This is a genomic window from Salmonella sp. FC25216, assembly GCF_057751355.1.
This window is the reverse complement of the sequence record NZ_JBDGON010000014.1, coordinates 70,195-84,665: the sequence shown is the minus strand read 5'-3', so window position 1 is coordinate 84,665 and position 14,471 is coordinate 70,195. Positions and strand designations below refer to the sequence as shown.

Genomic DNA, 14,471 nt, shown 5'->3' with positions numbered 1-14,471 from the left:
GGCTTATTCCTTCACCTGATGCACCACATCGATCACTGAACCGTCGCGATAACGCACGACAGCAATCACGCGGTCGGTGAATTCGATAGGGCAGGGTTGACCGGTAAGCAGTTGCGCGCGTTCGCGCAGCCATTCAATCGATACCACTTTCATTCCCGCTGCTTTCAGGCGTTCAGCGAGCTCCGGACGCGCCGGGTTGACGGCGATACCGTGATCGGTGACCAGAATGTCGACGCTGGAACCCGGTGTGACGCAGGTGGTGACGTTATCAACCAGCGTTGGGATGCGACCGCGTACCAGCGGCGCGACGATGATGGATAGCGCCGCCGCGACGGCGGTATCGCAGTGACCGCCGGACGCGCCGCGCAGAACGCCGTCGGAGCCGGTCAGCACGTTAACGTTAAAGTGGGTGTCTACTTCCAGTGCGCTCAGCACCACCACGTCCAGACGGTCGACGGAAGCGCCTTTAGAACCCCAGTTGGCGTACTGGTTAGCGCTGATTTCGATATGGTTCGGGTTACGCGCCAGGGATTGTGCAGCGTTACGATCGAAGCTCTGAACGTCAAGCAGTTTGCGGATTAAGCCCTTTTCATGCAGGTCGACCATGGTGGCGGTGATACCGCCCAGCGCGAAATTAGCCACAATGTTGCGGCTACGCATTTTGTCTTCCAGGAAGCGGGTGACCGCCAGCGATGCGCCGCCGGTGCCGGTTTGCAGTGAGAAACCTTCGTTAAAGTAGCCGGAGTGAGCAATGACTTCCGCCGCGCTGCGGGCGATCAGCAGTTCACGCGGGTTAGTGGTCATGCGGGTCGCACCAGCGCCGATTTTGTTTGCATCACCGACTTCTTCGATTTGCACGATCAGATCAACCTGATCCTGGGCGATGCTGGCTGGGTTATGCGGGTATGGCAGCAGTTGCTCCGTCAGCATCACGACCTGCTTCGCGCTGTCGGCATCAACCATCGCATAGCCCAGTGAACCGCAACAGGCCTTGCCGGTATAACCGTTAGCATTACCGAATTCATCGCAGGAGGGCACGCCAAGAAACGCAACATCAATATTGAGTTCCCCGCTTTGTACCAGATGCACACGACCGCCGTGGGAGTGAATCTGAACCGGCTCAGCCAGCAGGCCACGAGAAATTTCTTCCGCCAGCGGGCCGCGCAGACCTGACGTGTAGATGCGGCTGACCACCCCGTTACGAATGTGTTCAACCAGCGGCGCATGGCAGTCGCTCAGCGAACTGGAGGCCAGCGTCAGGTTTTTGAAGCCCATCTTCGCGATGGTTTCCATCACCAGGTTAATCGTCAGATCGCCGCCGCGAAACGCGTGGTGAAAGGAGAGAGTCATACCGTCGCGTAAACCGGAACGGCGGATAGCCTCTTCCAGGCTGGCGCACAGTTTGTGGTTGCGCGGTTTTTGCGCTTGTAGATTCAATTTTGCCGCACTTTGGTAAGCGCTCAGTTCGCTTTCAGCGTGACGGCTCCAGGTTGCTACGCGATCCTGGCGTTGAGATTCGTTTTTCTGCGTCATTTTTTTGCCTTATTCTTCGCGAATACCGGAAAGTTCTGCACGGGAGAGCACCAGACGGGCGCGTTCAATCACCGGGCTGTCGACCATCTTGCCGTTAAGGGAAACGACGCCGAGACCTTCGCGGGCGGCGGCTTCTGCGGCTTCAACCACCAGACGCGCATGGGCGACCTCTTTACGCGTCGGCGCATAAAGGTTGTGCAGCAGTTCGATCTGGCGGGGGTTGATCAGTGACTTACCGTCAAAACCCAGTTGTTTAATGTGGGAGGCTTCTTGCAGGAAACCGGCTTCGTTGTTGGCGTCGGAATAGACGGTATCGAAGGCCTGAATACCGGCGGAACGCGCGGCCTGCAAAATGGCGCAGCGGGCGAACAGCAGTTCGGTGCCTTCCGGAGAACGTTCGGTGCGCAGGTTGCGAACATAGTCTTCCGCGCCCAGCGCAATCCCGATCAGCCGTTCAGAGGCGTGGGCGATTTCTACCGCGCGGGTAATACCCAGCGGCGATTCCACGGCGGCTAACAGGCCGGTACTGCCCGGTTCGCGACCGCAGGCGTTTTCAATGCGTAGAATTTCGTTTTCGATGTCAATGACATCCTGCGCGGTGTCGGTTTTCGGTAAACGCACCACGTCCGCGCCGCCGCGCACGACCGCTTCCAGATCGTTGACGCCCCATTCGGAGTCCAGCGCGTTCACGCGGACAATGGTTTCGACGTCACGGTAAAGAGGATGTTGCAGCGCGTGATAAACCAGACGGCGCGCCGCGTCTTTTTCGCGTAATGCAACGGAGTCTTCCAGGTCGAACATCAGCGCGTCGGCCGGATAGATAAACGAATTGCTCACCATCGCCGCGTTGGCGCCCGGTACGAATAACATGCTGCGGCGGGTGCGGGTTTTACGTTGTTGCAGAGAGGCGGAAATCATTGGCGATCCTCCCAGGGCAGAGCGGCAATACCGCTGGCGCGCGCCAGTAGCGTTTCCAGTCGGGCGCGCAAAATGCAGTCCAGAGCGCCTTTATCATCGACGTTCAGTTGCACACCGCGCACATCGTAGCGAGAAAGCACCTCCAGGATAGTGGCGCGAATGGCCTCGCCAAACTGTTTTTCAACGCTACTGTTGATTTGCAGGTCAATATCCTGCGTATCGAGCGGCGCAATGCGTATCATCACATCACCGGACTCAAGCGTGCCTGCGACGGCTAGCTGCTTTATTTTCATTTTTCACCTGTTGCTAATGCGGGGGACTTTTGACGGGCTGCCGCGCTGCCCGGATGGCGTTCGTCCATGCCCTGCAAATAGCGCAGGGTGGCGTCGGGAACCAGCGGCGCGATAGCCGTGAGATCGTGTTTAACCAGCAGCTTGCGTACCCAGGAGGCGGATATCGGCGTCTCCTGGAAGCAAAGCCGCTCTATTTCCACCAGCGCAATGGGTGGGGCAGGAAGCGTTGGCGTCTCTAGCCAGAAACACATATCACGGTTGTACTGGGCGGTAACGGTGCAAAACGGCTCCGTACCGACAAAACGGTGTGTGATGCCAAGCGCGGGCGCCAGATACTGGCGGAAAATCTTCAGGTCGATTTCGGTATAACAGTGATTAATGACGCTCTGCTCTTTAATGAAATAGCAGGGGAACGTCGCACGAGAAATAATGTATTCGGAGCCGCGGTGAACGGTTAAGCGTGGGATATCGGTTGTCCCTTTAAGTACCAGATTGAGTCGGTCTTCATAGGGAAAGCGTGACGTATCCTCTTTGACCAGGAACAGATGCAGCCAGTCGCACTGCGCAGCCGCCTGTTGGATCAGATAGCGATGACCGTGAGTGAAAGGATTGGCGTTCATCACGATACAGCCAATTTTCTTTCCCTCATGACGCAATGTCGCCAGCGATTCCGCATACCGTTTCAGCCGGGTCGCGCTATTTTCCATTAATACCATCACGCCAGGGACGCTGGCTATCGTCGAAAAGCTACACTGTTTAAACAGCGCTTCGTATTCCGTTTTTGTATAAATAAAAAGATGGGTGCAGTGCCGTTCCCAGGCGAGATTAATCAATTCCGTCGCCAGCGTTAACGCTAAACCTTCACCGCGTACTGATTCGCTAATGGCCACGCATTTAATGATATTTCCGGCGATACCGCCGCAGGCAATAAGACGATCATGACGGGTGACGGTAATAAACACCTCGACGGTGGTATCGACGCTTAAATCATTCTCTTTGAGAAAGTGAGCGATCTCCGCCATTTTTTTATTTTCAGAGCGTTTTACCCGGGTGAATACATTATTGCCAAACATAGTAAGAAATATCCTGGTGATATGCTTGTTGCCACTTTTCTGTATATGTTGCGCTGTGTTGCAACTTGATAACTTTTTCTTTTCAGTCAGAGTGGGAGGGTTTTTATTGCGAATTATTTATTTTTCTCTCTGACGTATACATCGTAAGGAGTATTTTGGAGGTAAATTTTGATTTATTTCACAAAGCGTTAGATGGTTTTTAAGTGTTTTATGGTTTTAAGTTTTTTAATTAATTTAATCGCCATTCCGGCGGTGGGTTTTAGTTGTTTAATTGATTTAATGTGGGGAATCTGTAACGATCGCTTTTTATATGCCTCAAGTTAATTAAAACATTTTTATTACATTTGCGGTAAGTCCGTAGTGAAATGCCCATAAGGAACCTTAATGCCATATCAGAAAAATAAAAAGCTGTTTCCTTTTTTTCGGCAACTCGCGTTTCCGTTACGTATTTTTCTGCTCATTCTGGTGGTTTCTGTTTTCATCGTGGCAGCGCTAGCACAATATTTTTCTGCCAGTTTCGAAGATTATCTGGCGTCCCATGTTCGTGACATGGCGATGAATCAGGCAAAAATTATTGCCTCTAACGACAGCATTATCGCCGCCGTAAAAACCCGGGACTATAAACGCCTGGCGACAATTGCGAATAAACTACAGCGCGGGACGGATTTTGACTATGTGGTGATAGGCGATCGCCACTCGATCCGGCTTTACCATCCGAATCCGAAAAAAATCGGTTATCCCATGCAGTTTACGAAACCCGGCGCGTTGGAAAGAGGAGAAAGTTATTTCATTACCGGCAAGGGCTCGATAGGGATGGCGATGCGCGCTAAAACGCCCATCTTTGACAACGAAGGCAACGTGATCGGCGTTGTTTCAATTGGCTATCTGGTCAGTAAAATCGACTCCTGGCGGCTGGACTTTTTATTGCCGATGGCGGGTGTTTTTGTACTGTTGCTGGTGGTATTAATGCTGCTTTCCTGGTTTTTCGCCGCGCATATCCGCCGACAAATGCTGGGCATGGAGCCGAAACAGATTGCGCGCGTGGTACGCCAGCAGGAGGCGCTGTTTAGTTCGGTCTATGAAGGATTGATCGCCGTTGATCCGGAGGGACATATCACCGCGATTAACCGCAATGCGAGAAAAATGCTGGGGCTGCCGTCGCCGGGGCGTCAGTGGCTGGGTAAGCCGGTAGCGGAAGTCGTCAATCCTGCAGACTTTTTTACCTGCCAGATCGCAGAAAGACGCCAGGATGTGATGGCCAACTTCAATGGCTTGAGCGTCATCGCCAATCGTGAAGCTATCCGTTCCGGCGAGGAACTGCTGGGCGCTATTATTAGTTTTCGCAGCAAGGATGAAATCGCGACGTTGAATGCGCAACTAACCCAGATTAAACAGTATGTTGAGAGTCTGCGCACGCTACGCCATGAGCACCTGAACTGGATGTCGACCCTGAGCGGCCTGCTGCAAATGAAAGAGTATGATCGGGTCAGAGAGATGGTGCAGGGCGAATCGCAGGCGCAGCAGCAACTTATTGATAGTTTACGTGGTGCTTTCGCCGATCGTCAGGTGGCCGGTTTGCTGTTTGGCAAAGTTCAGCGCGCGCGTGAACTGGGGCTCAAGATGGTGATTGTTCCCGGCAGCCAGCTACATCAACTGCCGGAGGGGCTGGATAGCACGGAGTTCGCCGCTATCGTCGGGAATCTGCTGGATAATGCGTTTGAAGCAAGTTTGCGTACACAGGAAGGCGACAAGACCGTCGAACTTTTCCTGAGCGACGAGGGCGACGAGGTGGTGATAGAGGTCGCCGACCAGGGCTGCGGCGTTCCTGAAGCGCTGCGGGAAAAAATTTTTGAACAGGGCGTAAGTACGCGAACCGACGAACCCGGTGAGCATGGTATCGGGTTATATCTGATTGCAAGTTATGTGGGGCGCTGTGGCGGGGTCATTACACTGGAAGATAATGATCCTTGTGGCACCTTATTTTCTTTATTCCTTCCGAAAGTGAAAAAAAACGATGACAGAACCATTAACCCTATTGATCGTTGAGGATGAAACGCTGCTGGCGGAGATGCACGCGGAATATATCCGCCATATTCCTGGCTTTAACCAGATATGGCTGGCGGGCAATCTGGCGCAGGCGAGAATGATGATTGACCGGTTCAAACCTGGATTAATTCTGTTGGATAATTATCTGCCGGATGGGAAGGGGATTACGCTGCTGCATGAATTAATGCAGTCGCGCTATCCTGGCGGCGTAGTGTTTACGACCGCTGCCAGTGACATGGAGACGGTAGCGGAAGCGGTACGTAGCGGCGCGTTTGATTATCTGGTCAAACCTATTGCTTATGAACGTTTGGGGCAGACGCTGACCCGTTATCAACAGCGCAGACGTATGCTGGCGAGCGCGGATAGCGCAAGCCAGAAGCAGATAGATGAAATGTTCAACGCCTATGCGCGCGGCGAACCGAAAGGGGATTTGCCGACGGGTATTGATGCCTTAACCCTTAATGCGGTGATGAAGCTGTTTGCCGATCCAACAGTACGCCATACGGCTGAAACGGTCGCGCAGGCCTTAACGATAAGCCGCACCACGTCCCGACGCTATCTGGAATATTGTGCGAGTCGGCACCTGATTGTCGCAGAGATTATTCATGGCAAAGTGGGTAGGCCGCAGCGTATTTATCACGGCGGCTAAGCCAGGCTTAAGATGCCGGGACGGTGTTTTACCTCGCCCCGGCGCTTACCGACTATCAGCCGCCAGTGACGGCGGAGGAGGCGCCTGGCACCATAATTTCCGTGGCGATAATGACTATCAACAGACCGACCATGACCGGAACGGACGTGCGTTTCACCACTTCAAACGGTGAAATTTTAGCCATCCCGGCGACAGCGACCACCACGCCGGAGACCGGCGAAATCGTGCGCCCCAGGTTTGAGGCTTGTAGCATTGGGATGGATAAATAGGCTGGGTTAATACCGGAGGAGTGCGCCAGTTTAGGAATCATCTCAACAAAAGCGTAAAAAGGCGCATTGCCTGAACCAGTGGTCATCGCGGCCAACATGGTTAAAATCACTAATACCAGCATCAGAATAATGCTGGCGGAGCCAAAAGAGGTGGCGATCGAGATCAGACTTTGGATAAAGCCAATGGTGCTCAGCCCCTGGGCGAAAACGCCCGCCGCGACCAGCAGCATCACGACGCCGGCAAACGCATCCGCCATGCCGCGATAAGCCACTTCCAGACCGGAAAACACATTTTGCGTATTGAAGCCGCGCACGAATTCCAGCACGGCGGCAAGCAGCATACAGATCACCAGGATGGTAATAATGTGTAGCTGAGGCCCCCATTTACCGTCAAAAATCAGTACGCCGATAATGGGCGTGAACGGCAAAAGGGCATAAAACGCAGGGGCAGTTGTGGTAATCTCCGCCACGTCCAGCATCTCATGTGAAATGTTCTCTTTTTTATCCAGATAGCGCTGCCAGAAAAAGTGCGCAATCGCCATACCGATAATTGCGGCGATGGAAATCGGTAGAGTGGTTTTGAACGCAAAGTCGATTAATGGCATTTCCGCCGCTTTTGCGGCTAAAACCACATCGCCAGACGTTGGCGAGAGGATGATGGCGGCCGGAGAGGCGCAAATAGCCGCCGCCGCGCCGCGGCTAATGCCGACGTTTACCATCACCGGGAAGAGTGTGGCCATGAGCAGTACGCCAAGTCCTGTCGCGGAAGAGACGGCCAGCGACATCAGACAGGCGACAAAGTAGGCGGCAATCATTAATAGATAGGGCGAATTGATGTATTGCAACGGCTTCGATGCCAGCTTCACGACCATATCATTCGCGCCGATATGCGTCATATAGGCGGCAAAACCGCACAGCATCATGATCATCATGCCAAGATCGCCGCCGCGACTCATGAGCAAAATTTTGATGTATTCAACAATATCGGTTGCGGTATAGCCAGTACTGGTTTCGCTGGCAGGTAATACGTTATGTCCCATCAGCGCGCTGATAATAAGCAGAACCAGACCGCCGACAAATAAAACGCCAGTGGCGGAATATCCCTTAATGATGTAGCGCGCTACGCCCACAATAACGACGACTCCGATAAGGAGCTCTATAACTGTTAGCATTGTTTCCCCTGTCTTATCGACATCCAGAGTAAAAAATAAGAGCCACAAAAGTGGTATAAAAATGTACCGAATAAAGGATGGCGCCTTACTGATTAAAATCACGGCGCTGTTATTTTTTCATGTCACCGCTAAAGATGAAATATGTTTATACGACATTTTCCGCAGTGCTATAAACATCAATTTATTGTTATTTTATTGTTTTGTTTTTGTGCTTTGTTTTGTGTTATTTGTGAAAACTTAGTAAGGAGCGCGCGACGGTTCTGAGTGCTAAATCAAACGCCGTTAACCCGATACTCTCTCAGGTTATTCTCTGTTTATAGTTTGTTAAGATTTTATTCAGGTTTATGTTGTTATTATCACGGTCGAATTTTTGAACGGTATGTATGTTGTGATGATCATCAGAAAGCATTTTTTTATTATCGCTCTCCTTGTTATGCCATGGCTGGCTATTCCTTCAGTCGCTGCGGCGGATAAAGGGTGGTTTAACACGTTTACCGATAACGTTGCAGAAACGTGGCGACAGCCTGAGCATTATGATTTGTATGTCCCCGCCATTACCTGGCATGCGCGCTTTGCCTACGATAAAGAGAAAACGGATCGCTATAACGAGCGGCCGTGGGGCGTTGGTTTTGGTCAGTCGCGTTGGGACGACAAAGGCAACTGGCATGGCCTTTATATGATGGCCTTTAAAGATTCATTTAACAAATGGGAACCCATAGGCGGTTATGGCTGGGAAAAGACCTGGCGACCGCTGGAAGACGATAATTTTCGCCTGGGATTGGGCTTTACTGCAGGCGTTACAGCGCGTGACAACTGGCATTATATTCCCATCCCTGTGCTGTTGCCTTTAGCATCGATAGGCTATGGTCCCGCCACCTTTCAGATGACCTACATTCCGGGTTCGTATAACAATGGAAACGTCTATTTTGCCTGGATGCGTTTCCAGTTTTGACGAGGAATGGCATTCTTCTGTTGTGAATTAAAAAGCCTTAAAAAACAATAAGTAGATAGGGTTAGCTAAAAATTAACGCGATATTTATCACTTTTTCGCAAAGTTCGACTGGACAAAATGCATCACAATTGTTGTACTGGTATCCGACACAGCATTTGTGTCTATTTTTCATGTAAAGGTAATTTTGATGTCTAAGATTAAAGGTAACGTTAAGTGGTTTAATGAATCCAAAGGATTCGGTTTCATTACTCCGGAAGATGGCAGCAAAGACGTGTTCGTACACTTCTCTGCAATCCAGACCAATGGTTTTAAAACTCTGGCTGAAGGTCAGCGCGTAGAGTTCGAAATCACTAACGGTGCCAAAGGCCCTTCCGCTGCAAACGTAACTGCTCTGTAAGCATACGTCCGACAGCAAGATTTCAAAACCCGCCCTTTCGGCGGGTTTTTTTGCGCTTAACGCGCCGCTGCGGCGGAAAATAGCCAGAATGCCAGCGCCGTCATGGCAAACGACCCCAGTAAGTTAATTAGCACATTCAGTAACGCCCAGCCAAAGCGCCCCTCTTGCAGCAAAAATACCACTTCGGCAGAAAAAGTAGAAAAGGTCGTCAGGCCGCCGCAAAAGCCGGTAGTGATGAGCACTTTCCACATCGGATCGATATGTGTCATGCGGTTAAACCAGGCGAACCCCATGCCGATAATAAACGCGCCAAGCAAATTTGCTGTTAGCGTACCGATGGGAATCGCCTGATGGAGCGGGTTAAAACGCATACTTAGCATCCACCGGGCTACGCTCCCCGTTCCACCGCCGATAAAAACTGCTAAAAGAAGCTGTAACACTGCCGAATCCTTTATTTAATTGCTATACAGGAGGAGTGTAACGCCGAACAAGCATAATTGGCGAGTCCTGACAGATGTGTGGGAGGTGATATGTTCGTTGCAGCCGGACAGTTTGTCGTAAGCCCTGTATGGGAAAATAATGCGCAAGTCTGCGTTTCGTTAATGTCTCAGGCGGCGGAGCGCGGCGTATCGCTTCTGGTGCTGCCTGAGGGGATATTAGCGCGAGATGACATCGACCTTGACCTGCCGATTCGCGCCGCGCAGCCGCTGGATGGCGCGTTTATGACGCGGCTTCAGGAAGAAAGCGCTCATAATAATATGACGACGATATTCACTGTCCCTGTCCCGTCAACGCCCGGACGGGCGGTTAATATGTTGGTGGCGTTGCGGGCGGGTAATATTGTCGCGCGTTACGCGAAGCTGCATCTCTATGATGCGTTTTCGATGCAAGAGTCTAAAAGTATTGATGCCGGAGCCCTTATCGCGCCGGTACTGGACGTCGAAGAGTTTAAGGTGGGGCTTATGACCTGTTATGACCTGCGCTTTCCTGACATGGCTCTGGCGCTGGCTTTACAGGGAGCCGACGTATTGGTGCTGCCGACGGGCTGGATTCGCGGCCCGTTGAAAGAGCAGCAGTGGTCGACGCTGCTGGCGGCGAGAGCGCTGGATACCACCTGCTATATGATTGCGGCCGGGGAGTGTGGTAATCGTAATATTGGTCAAAGTCGTATTATCGATCCGTTGGGCGTAACGATAGCGGCGGCTGCCGATCGCCCGGCGCTGATCGTCGCGGAAATATTCAGAGAACGAATAGACCAGGTGCGGGAGCAGCTTCCTCTTTTGCAGCAACGACGATTTGCGCCACCGCAATTATTATGATGTTTTTTTACGCAAGGCTTGATTCACCTTGTTACAGATTGCTATTGTGTGCGCGCGTCGAAAGACCGTTAATATTCTCAGGTTAATCCGGCGCGTTACGCAGCCTGTTTTTAGTGAAGAAGGTATCTATGGGTGAGATTAGTATTACCAAACTGCTGGTGGTTGCCGCACTGGTTGTTCTGCTGTTTGGTACCAAGAAGTTACGTACGCTGGGCGGAGACCTGGGCACGGCGATTAAAGGATTCAAGAAAGCGATGAACGATGAAGACGCGGGCGTGAAGAAAGACGTTGACGGCGGCGTTCAGGCTGAAAAGCTCTCGCATAAAGAGTAATGGCGCGATGCGCTTGCTCTGCAGAGTAAAAAACCGGCGAGTTGCCGGTTTTTTTCTGCCTGAAATGTAAGCGTGTATTACACGATCATTTCACTTCCATGCCTTTGGCCTGTAGATCAGCATGGTACGAAGAACGCACAAAGGGACCACAGGCAGCATGGGTAAAGCCCATCGCCAGGGCTTCCGCTTTCATCTCGTCAAACTCTTCCGGGCTGACATAACGCTGTACCGGCAGGTGATGGCGGCTTGGCTGTAGATACTGGCCAAGCGTCAGCATGGTGACGCCGTGACGGCGTAAGTCGCGCATAACCTCAATGATTTCTGCGTTGGTTTCGCCTAAGCCGACCATCAGACCCGATTTTGTCGGAATTTGCGGGTGCGCTTCTTTGAAGCGTTCCAGTAATTTCAGCGACCAGTTGTAATCGGCGCCCGGACGTACCTGACGGTAGATACGCGGCACGTTTTCAAGATTATGGTTAAACACATCCGGCGGCGTTGCGTTAAGGATATCCAGCGCACGATCCATACGTCCACGGAAGTCTGGCACCAGCGTCTCTATTTTTATCTCCGGGCTTTTGGCTCGGATGGCGGTGATGCAGTCAGCAAAATGCTGGGCACCGCCGTCACGCAGATCGTCACGGTCGACAGAGGTGATTACCACATAGCGTAGCGCCATGTCGGCGATCGTTTGCGCCAGTTTCTGCGGCTCTTCCGCATCCGGCGCAACAGGGCGGCCATGGGCGACATCACAGAACGGACAGCGGCGGGTGCAAATGGCGCCGAGGATCATAAACGTGGCGGTACCGTGGTTGAAACATTCAGCCAGGTTCGGGCAAGACGCTTCCTCGCAGACAGAATGCAGGCCATTTTTGCGCATTGCGGCTTTGATGCCCTGGATACGGGTAGAATCCGCCGGAAGTTTTATTTTCATCCATTCCGGTTTACGTAGCAGAGCGTCGCGCTCTGTGACCACATTTTTTACCGGGATAAGAGCCATCTTATCGGCATCGCGGTATTTTACACCGCGTTCCATCACAATGGGTTTACTCATAGCGTGCGTGTTCCAGTTGCGAATAACGAAGAAAGCGTTTCAATTCAAGGGAAAGTTGTATTTATCAACTATTTTTGAATTTGTGACACGCAGTATATCATTGATAAGGGCCATAAAGCAGCCTGACAGCCCGGCAAAATGTAAAATAGTTGTTGTTTTGTGCTGTTTGCCCATCTCTTCCGTGACCTGAATGCAACATTTTTGTCAGAACGCCTCACGAATAATATCAATGACGTTCTCCAGCACCGGATCGCGCAGACTCAGTTTATTGTAATGCAGCGAGAACTCGACCTGTTCACTATTCACCGGCACGTAGGGAAGGCGTTCAAGCGGCCAGCAGCGGCTAAATAAGGTGTAGAAGCGGGTGGGCATCAGACCCAGCAGATCGCTGCTGGCGATCAGCGAGGCAATGGTAAAAATATTGTAACTACTAAAACTGATTTGCTGATCGGGAAATGTCTCCTGCAGCCGCTGGCGCAGTAGGGAAAGATTTTGTCCCTCCAGCATCAGAAAGGTGTGATCCGCGCTGTTCAGTTTCTCTTCAGTAATGGCGTTCGCCAGACACGGGTGATGCTGGCGACAGACAATCTCAAGCGTATCGCTAAACAGGACGTGATGCTGAATGCTCCGGTTGTTATAGCTATGGGTATTGATAATGAGATCGGTCTGAAACTGGCTAAGCTGGCTTTCGGCATCGTCTACCGGAATATTGCGCAGCAAAAGCTGAGGATAACGCGTCCTGATGGCCTGATAAATCACCGGCATCACCAGCGCGCCGACCGAAGGCGTCGTGCCAATCGTAATGGTGCGTTGCTTATCATAGCTGCCCGTAAGATCCAGGGCACCAAGAATAGACTCCAGCCCCTGGCTGATGTATTCGTGCAGATGCGTAGCATACGTCGTGGGCGTTACGCCCTGGCCTTTGCGAATAAACAACGGATCGGGAAATATGGTCCGTAATTTTTGAATGGACTGGCTGATAGCTGACGGCGTCAAATTAAGAATTTTCGCTGCATTGACGATCCCTTTATGGACATACACGGCTTCGAAAATCGTCAATAGATTGAGGTCGATATTTCTCAGTGTTCTGAAAATTTGCGGTTTGTCTTGTAGGTGTTGATCGGCAGGCTGTCTTTCTGTCTGATTATTATCACTCACGCTCTGGCTCCGAATTTATTCGTATTATGAATAATAGATGAAATAACATATCTTGCATTTATAAGTTGCTTTAAAAATTGCTCTAATGAATATATCTTTAGTCATTTCAATAAGGTAAGTAACAGCAAGGTCGATATTTTGCTCACGGAAAATGCCTCATCGTGAGGACTGAAGAGACCATGCCGCCTGGCGGGTACAGCAGGGATATAACGAAAATATAGAAAGCGAGGGGAGAAGTAAAGTATTCAAATCATATATGATTAATGACCCATAAATTTCTTGGGCCATTATATTTTACTCATTAAGCGGCAATATATTCATGCGGTGGATTATTTAGCAGGGCTAAAATATTCGCCAGCAAGCGGGGCGCAATATTATCCGTGGTAGCGTCTTCCTTCCATTGCGTTATTTTGGCCATTTCCATTCCGGCATAACCACACGGGTTGATACGTAAGAAAGGGGAAAGATCCATGTTAACGTTTAGTGCTAAACCGTGGAAGGAGCAGCCGCGACGGATACGTAAACCCAGCGAGCAGATTTTCTTTTCACCCACGTAGACGCCCGGCGCATCGGCGCGCGGATGCGCCTCAATACCAATTTCAGCCAGCGTATTCACCACGGTCTGTTCGAGTAGGGTGACTAAATCACGCACGCCCAGTTTACGTCGCTTCAGGTTAAGTAAAACGTACATCACCTGTTGGCCCGGACCATGATAGGTCACCTGCCCCCCTCGATCGCTCTGCACAACGGGAATATCGCCAGGCATCAATATATGTTCCGCTTTACCGGCCTGGCCCTGGGTAAACACCGGGTAATGTTCAACCAACCAGATTTCATCATTGCTGTTTTCATCGCGCATATCGGTAAAGTCATGCATGGCCTGAGAGATAGCCTCATAGGGCCGAAGGCCGAGCTGGCGGACAAGGATTTTATCCTGATACAAAACGGCATCTCCGTAGAGAATGAAAAAAGAGAGGAAAGTATATCACAGCGGGGAAGGCGAGGAGTTACCCGGATAAGACCGGGTAACCGTCTGGATGTATTACAATACCATTCGTACGATATCAATATTGCCCAGTTCTTCGTACAGCGTTTCAACCTGTTCAATATGGGTGGCGTTAATGGTGATAGAGACCGAGTGGTAGTTGCCTTTGCTGCTCGGTTTTACCGTCGGAGAGTAATCACCAGGCGCATGGCGCTGTACCACTTCAACCACCTGATCAACCAGCTCAGGTAACGCCTGCCCCATTACTTTGTAAGTAAATGGCGTAGGGAATTCAAGCAGTTCGTTAAGTTTGGTTTTCATGTC

At 51.2% G+C, this 14,471-nt stretch carries 16 protein-coding genes; 6 read left to right on the top strand and 10 right to left on the bottom strand.

Features of this window, described 5'->3' with window-relative positions:
* Positions 1-3: 3 nt before the first annotated feature.
* The 4 genes from citF to citC are packed head-to-tail and all read right to left on the bottom strand — an operon-like array spanning position 4 to position 3,817.
* Entirely contained in the window at positions 4-1,533 is a 1,530-nt protein-coding gene (gene citF, locus AC3G3F_RS21400; RefSeq protein ID WP_063390243.1) for a citrate lyase subunit alpha, read from the bottom strand.
* A 9-nt stretch (positions 1,534-1,542) separates the two neighbouring features.
* Positions 1,543-2,451, bottom strand: coding sequence for a citrate (pro-3S)-lyase subunit beta (gene citE, locus AC3G3F_RS21395; protein ID WP_023246800.1), 909 nt, complete (start codon positions 2,449-2,451; stop codon positions 1,543-1,545).
* On the bottom strand, positions 2,448-2,744 hold the full coding sequence (citD, locus tag AC3G3F_RS21390) for a citrate lyase acyl carrier protein (protein WP_023246801.1): 297 nt from the start codon (positions 2,742-2,744) through the stop codon (positions 2,448-2,450). Before citD ends, citE begins: the two co-directional genes overlap by 4 nt.
* Positions 2,741-3,817 carry a [citrate (pro-3S)-lyase] ligase gene (gene citC, locus AC3G3F_RS21385; protein WP_023246802.1) on the bottom strand — a complete coding sequence of 359 codons (1,077 nt, stop codon included), beginning with the start codon at positions 3,815-3,817 and terminating at the stop codon, positions 2,741-2,743. Before citC ends, citD begins: the two co-directional genes overlap by 4 nt.
* A 384-nt stretch (positions 3,818-4,201) precedes the next feature.
* Here citC and dpiB point away from each other — a divergent pair, with 384 nt between their 5' ends.
* Positions 4,202-5,863, top strand: coding sequence for a sensor histidine kinase DpiB (gene dpiB / locus AC3G3F_RS21380; protein WP_023246803.1), 1,662 nt, complete (start codon positions 4,202-4,204; stop codon positions 5,861-5,863).
* Positions 5,832-6,512, top strand: coding sequence for a two-component response regulator DpiA (gene dpiA, locus AC3G3F_RS21375; protein ID WP_000138786.1), 681 nt, complete (start codon positions 5,832-5,834; stop codon positions 6,510-6,512). Before dpiB ends, dpiA begins: the two co-directional genes overlap by 32 nt.
* Before the next feature lie 55 nt (positions 6,513-6,567).
* On the opposite strand, the gene dcuC is transcribed toward dpiA, so the two are convergent.
* Positions 6,568-7,953, bottom strand: coding sequence for an anaerobic C4-dicarboxylate transporter DcuC (gene dcuC / locus AC3G3F_RS21370; RefSeq protein ID WP_023182931.1), 1,386 nt, complete (start codon positions 7,951-7,953; stop codon positions 6,568-6,570).
* A 379-nt stretch (positions 7,954-8,332) separates the two neighbouring features.
* Between dcuC and pagP the strand changes: the two genes are divergently transcribed.
* Both pagP and cspE read left to right on the top strand, forming a co-directional pair.
* Positions 8,333-8,905 (top strand): lipid IV(A) palmitoyltransferase PagP, encoded by a 573-nt coding sequence (gene pagP, locus AC3G3F_RS21365; RefSeq protein ID WP_072162039.1) that lies wholly within the window; start codon positions 8,333-8,335, stop codon positions 8,903-8,905.
* A 187-nt stretch (positions 8,906-9,092) separates the two neighbouring features.
* Positions 9,093-9,302 (top strand): transcription antiterminator/RNA stability regulator CspE, encoded by a 210-nt coding sequence (gene cspE / locus AC3G3F_RS21360; protein ID WP_000034826.1) that lies wholly within the window; start codon positions 9,093-9,095, stop codon positions 9,300-9,302.
* Between the two features lie 56 nt (positions 9,303-9,358).
* Here the strand turns inward: cspE and crcB are convergent, their stop codons facing one another.
* Positions 9,359-9,742 carry a fluoride efflux transporter CrcB gene (gene crcB / locus AC3G3F_RS21355; RefSeq protein WP_000939753.1) on the bottom strand — a complete coding sequence of 128 codons (384 nt, stop codon included), beginning with the start codon at positions 9,740-9,742 and terminating at the stop codon, positions 9,359-9,361.
* A 90-nt stretch (positions 9,743-9,832) separates the two neighbouring features.
* Between crcB and AC3G3F_RS21350 the strand changes: the two genes are divergently transcribed.
* Together AC3G3F_RS21350 and tatE are read left to right on the top strand one after the other, a co-directional pair.
* Complete coding sequence (locus AC3G3F_RS21350; RefSeq protein WP_053508417.1) at positions 9,833-10,621, top strand: deaminated glutathione amidase; 789 nt, start codon at positions 9,833-9,835, stop codon at positions 10,619-10,621.
* 128 nt (positions 10,622-10,749) lie between these two features.
* The gene (tatE, locus tag AC3G3F_RS21345; RefSeq protein WP_000503937.1) at positions 10,750-10,953 is read left to right on the top strand and encodes a twin-arginine translocase subunit TatE; all 204 of its coding nucleotides are present in this window, start codon (positions 10,750-10,752) and stop codon (positions 10,951-10,953) included.
* Between the two features lie 85 nt (positions 10,954-11,038).
* On the opposite strand, the gene lipA is transcribed toward tatE, so the two are convergent.
* The 4 genes from lipA to ybeD form a co-directional block, all read right to left on the bottom strand.
* On the bottom strand, positions 11,039-12,004 hold the full coding sequence (gene lipA, locus AC3G3F_RS21340; protein WP_023246807.1) for a lipoyl synthase: 966 nt from the start codon (positions 12,002-12,004) through the stop codon (positions 11,039-11,041).
* Positions 12,005-12,208: 204 nt separating this feature from the next.
* Positions 12,209-13,162 carry a YbeF family transcriptional regulator gene (locus AC3G3F_RS21335; RefSeq protein ID WP_023246808.1) on the bottom strand — a complete coding sequence of 318 codons (954 nt, stop codon included), beginning with the start codon at positions 13,160-13,162 and terminating at the stop codon, positions 12,209-12,211.
* A 301-nt stretch (positions 13,163-13,463) separates the two neighbouring features.
* Positions 13,464-14,105 (bottom strand): lipoyl(octanoyl) transferase LipB, encoded by a 642-nt coding sequence (lipB, locus tag AC3G3F_RS21330; RefSeq protein ID WP_023246809.1) that lies wholly within the window; start codon positions 14,103-14,105, stop codon positions 13,464-13,466.
* Positions 14,106-14,204: 99 nt separating this feature from the next.
* Positions 14,205-14,468: a DUF493 family protein YbeD gene (gene ybeD, locus AC3G3F_RS21325; RefSeq protein ID WP_000850547.1), complete on the bottom strand. Its 264-nt coding sequence runs from the start codon at positions 14,466-14,468 to the stop codon at positions 14,205-14,207.
* Between the last annotated feature and the right edge of the window lie 3 nt (positions 14,469-14,471).

Excerpts from the sequence above, each read along its gene's own strand:
- citF (WP_063390243.1), bottom strand. The coding sequence starts at position 1,533 with ATGACGCAGAAAAACGAATCTCAACGCCAGGATCGCGTAGCAACCTGG.
- citE (WP_023246800.1), bottom strand. The coding sequence starts at position 2,451 with ATGATTTCCGCCTCTCTGCAACAACGTAAAACCCGCACCCGCCGCAGC.
- citD (WP_023246801.1), bottom strand. The coding sequence starts at position 2,744 with ATGAAAATAAAGCAGCTAGCCGTCGCAGGCACGCTTGAGTCCGGTGAT.
- citC (WP_023246802.1), bottom strand. The coding sequence starts at position 3,817 with ATGTTTGGCAATAATGTATTCACCCGGGTAAAACGCTCTGAAAATAAA.
- dpiB (WP_023246803.1), top strand. The coding sequence starts at position 4,202 with ATGCCATATCAGAAAAATAAAAAGCTGTTTCCTTTTTTTCGGCAACTC.
- dpiA (WP_000138786.1), top strand. The coding sequence starts at position 5,832 with ATGACAGAACCATTAACCCTATTGATCGTTGAGGATGAAACGCTGCTG.
- dcuC (WP_023182931.1), bottom strand. The coding sequence starts at position 7,953 with ATGCTAACAGTTATAGAGCTCCTTATCGGAGTCGTCGTTATTGTGGGC.
- pagP (WP_072162039.1), top strand. The coding sequence starts at position 8,333 with ATGTATGTTGTGATGATCATCAGAAAGCATTTTTTTATTATCGCTCTC.
- cspE (WP_000034826.1), top strand. The coding sequence starts at position 9,093 with ATGTCTAAGATTAAAGGTAACGTTAAGTGGTTTAATGAATCCAAAGGA.
- AC3G3F_RS21350 (WP_053508417.1), top strand. The coding sequence starts at position 9,833 with ATGTTCGTTGCAGCCGGACAGTTTGTCGTAAGCCCTGTATGGGAAAAT.
- tatE (WP_000503937.1), top strand. The coding sequence starts at position 10,750 with ATGGGTGAGATTAGTATTACCAAACTGCTGGTGGTTGCCGCACTGGTT.
- lipA (WP_023246807.1), bottom strand. The coding sequence starts at position 12,004 with ATGAGTAAACCCATTGTGATGGAACGCGGTGTAAAATACCGCGATGCC.
- ybeD (WP_000850547.1), bottom strand. The coding sequence starts at position 14,468 with ATGAAAACCAAACTTAACGAACTGCTTGAATTCCCTACGCCATTTACT.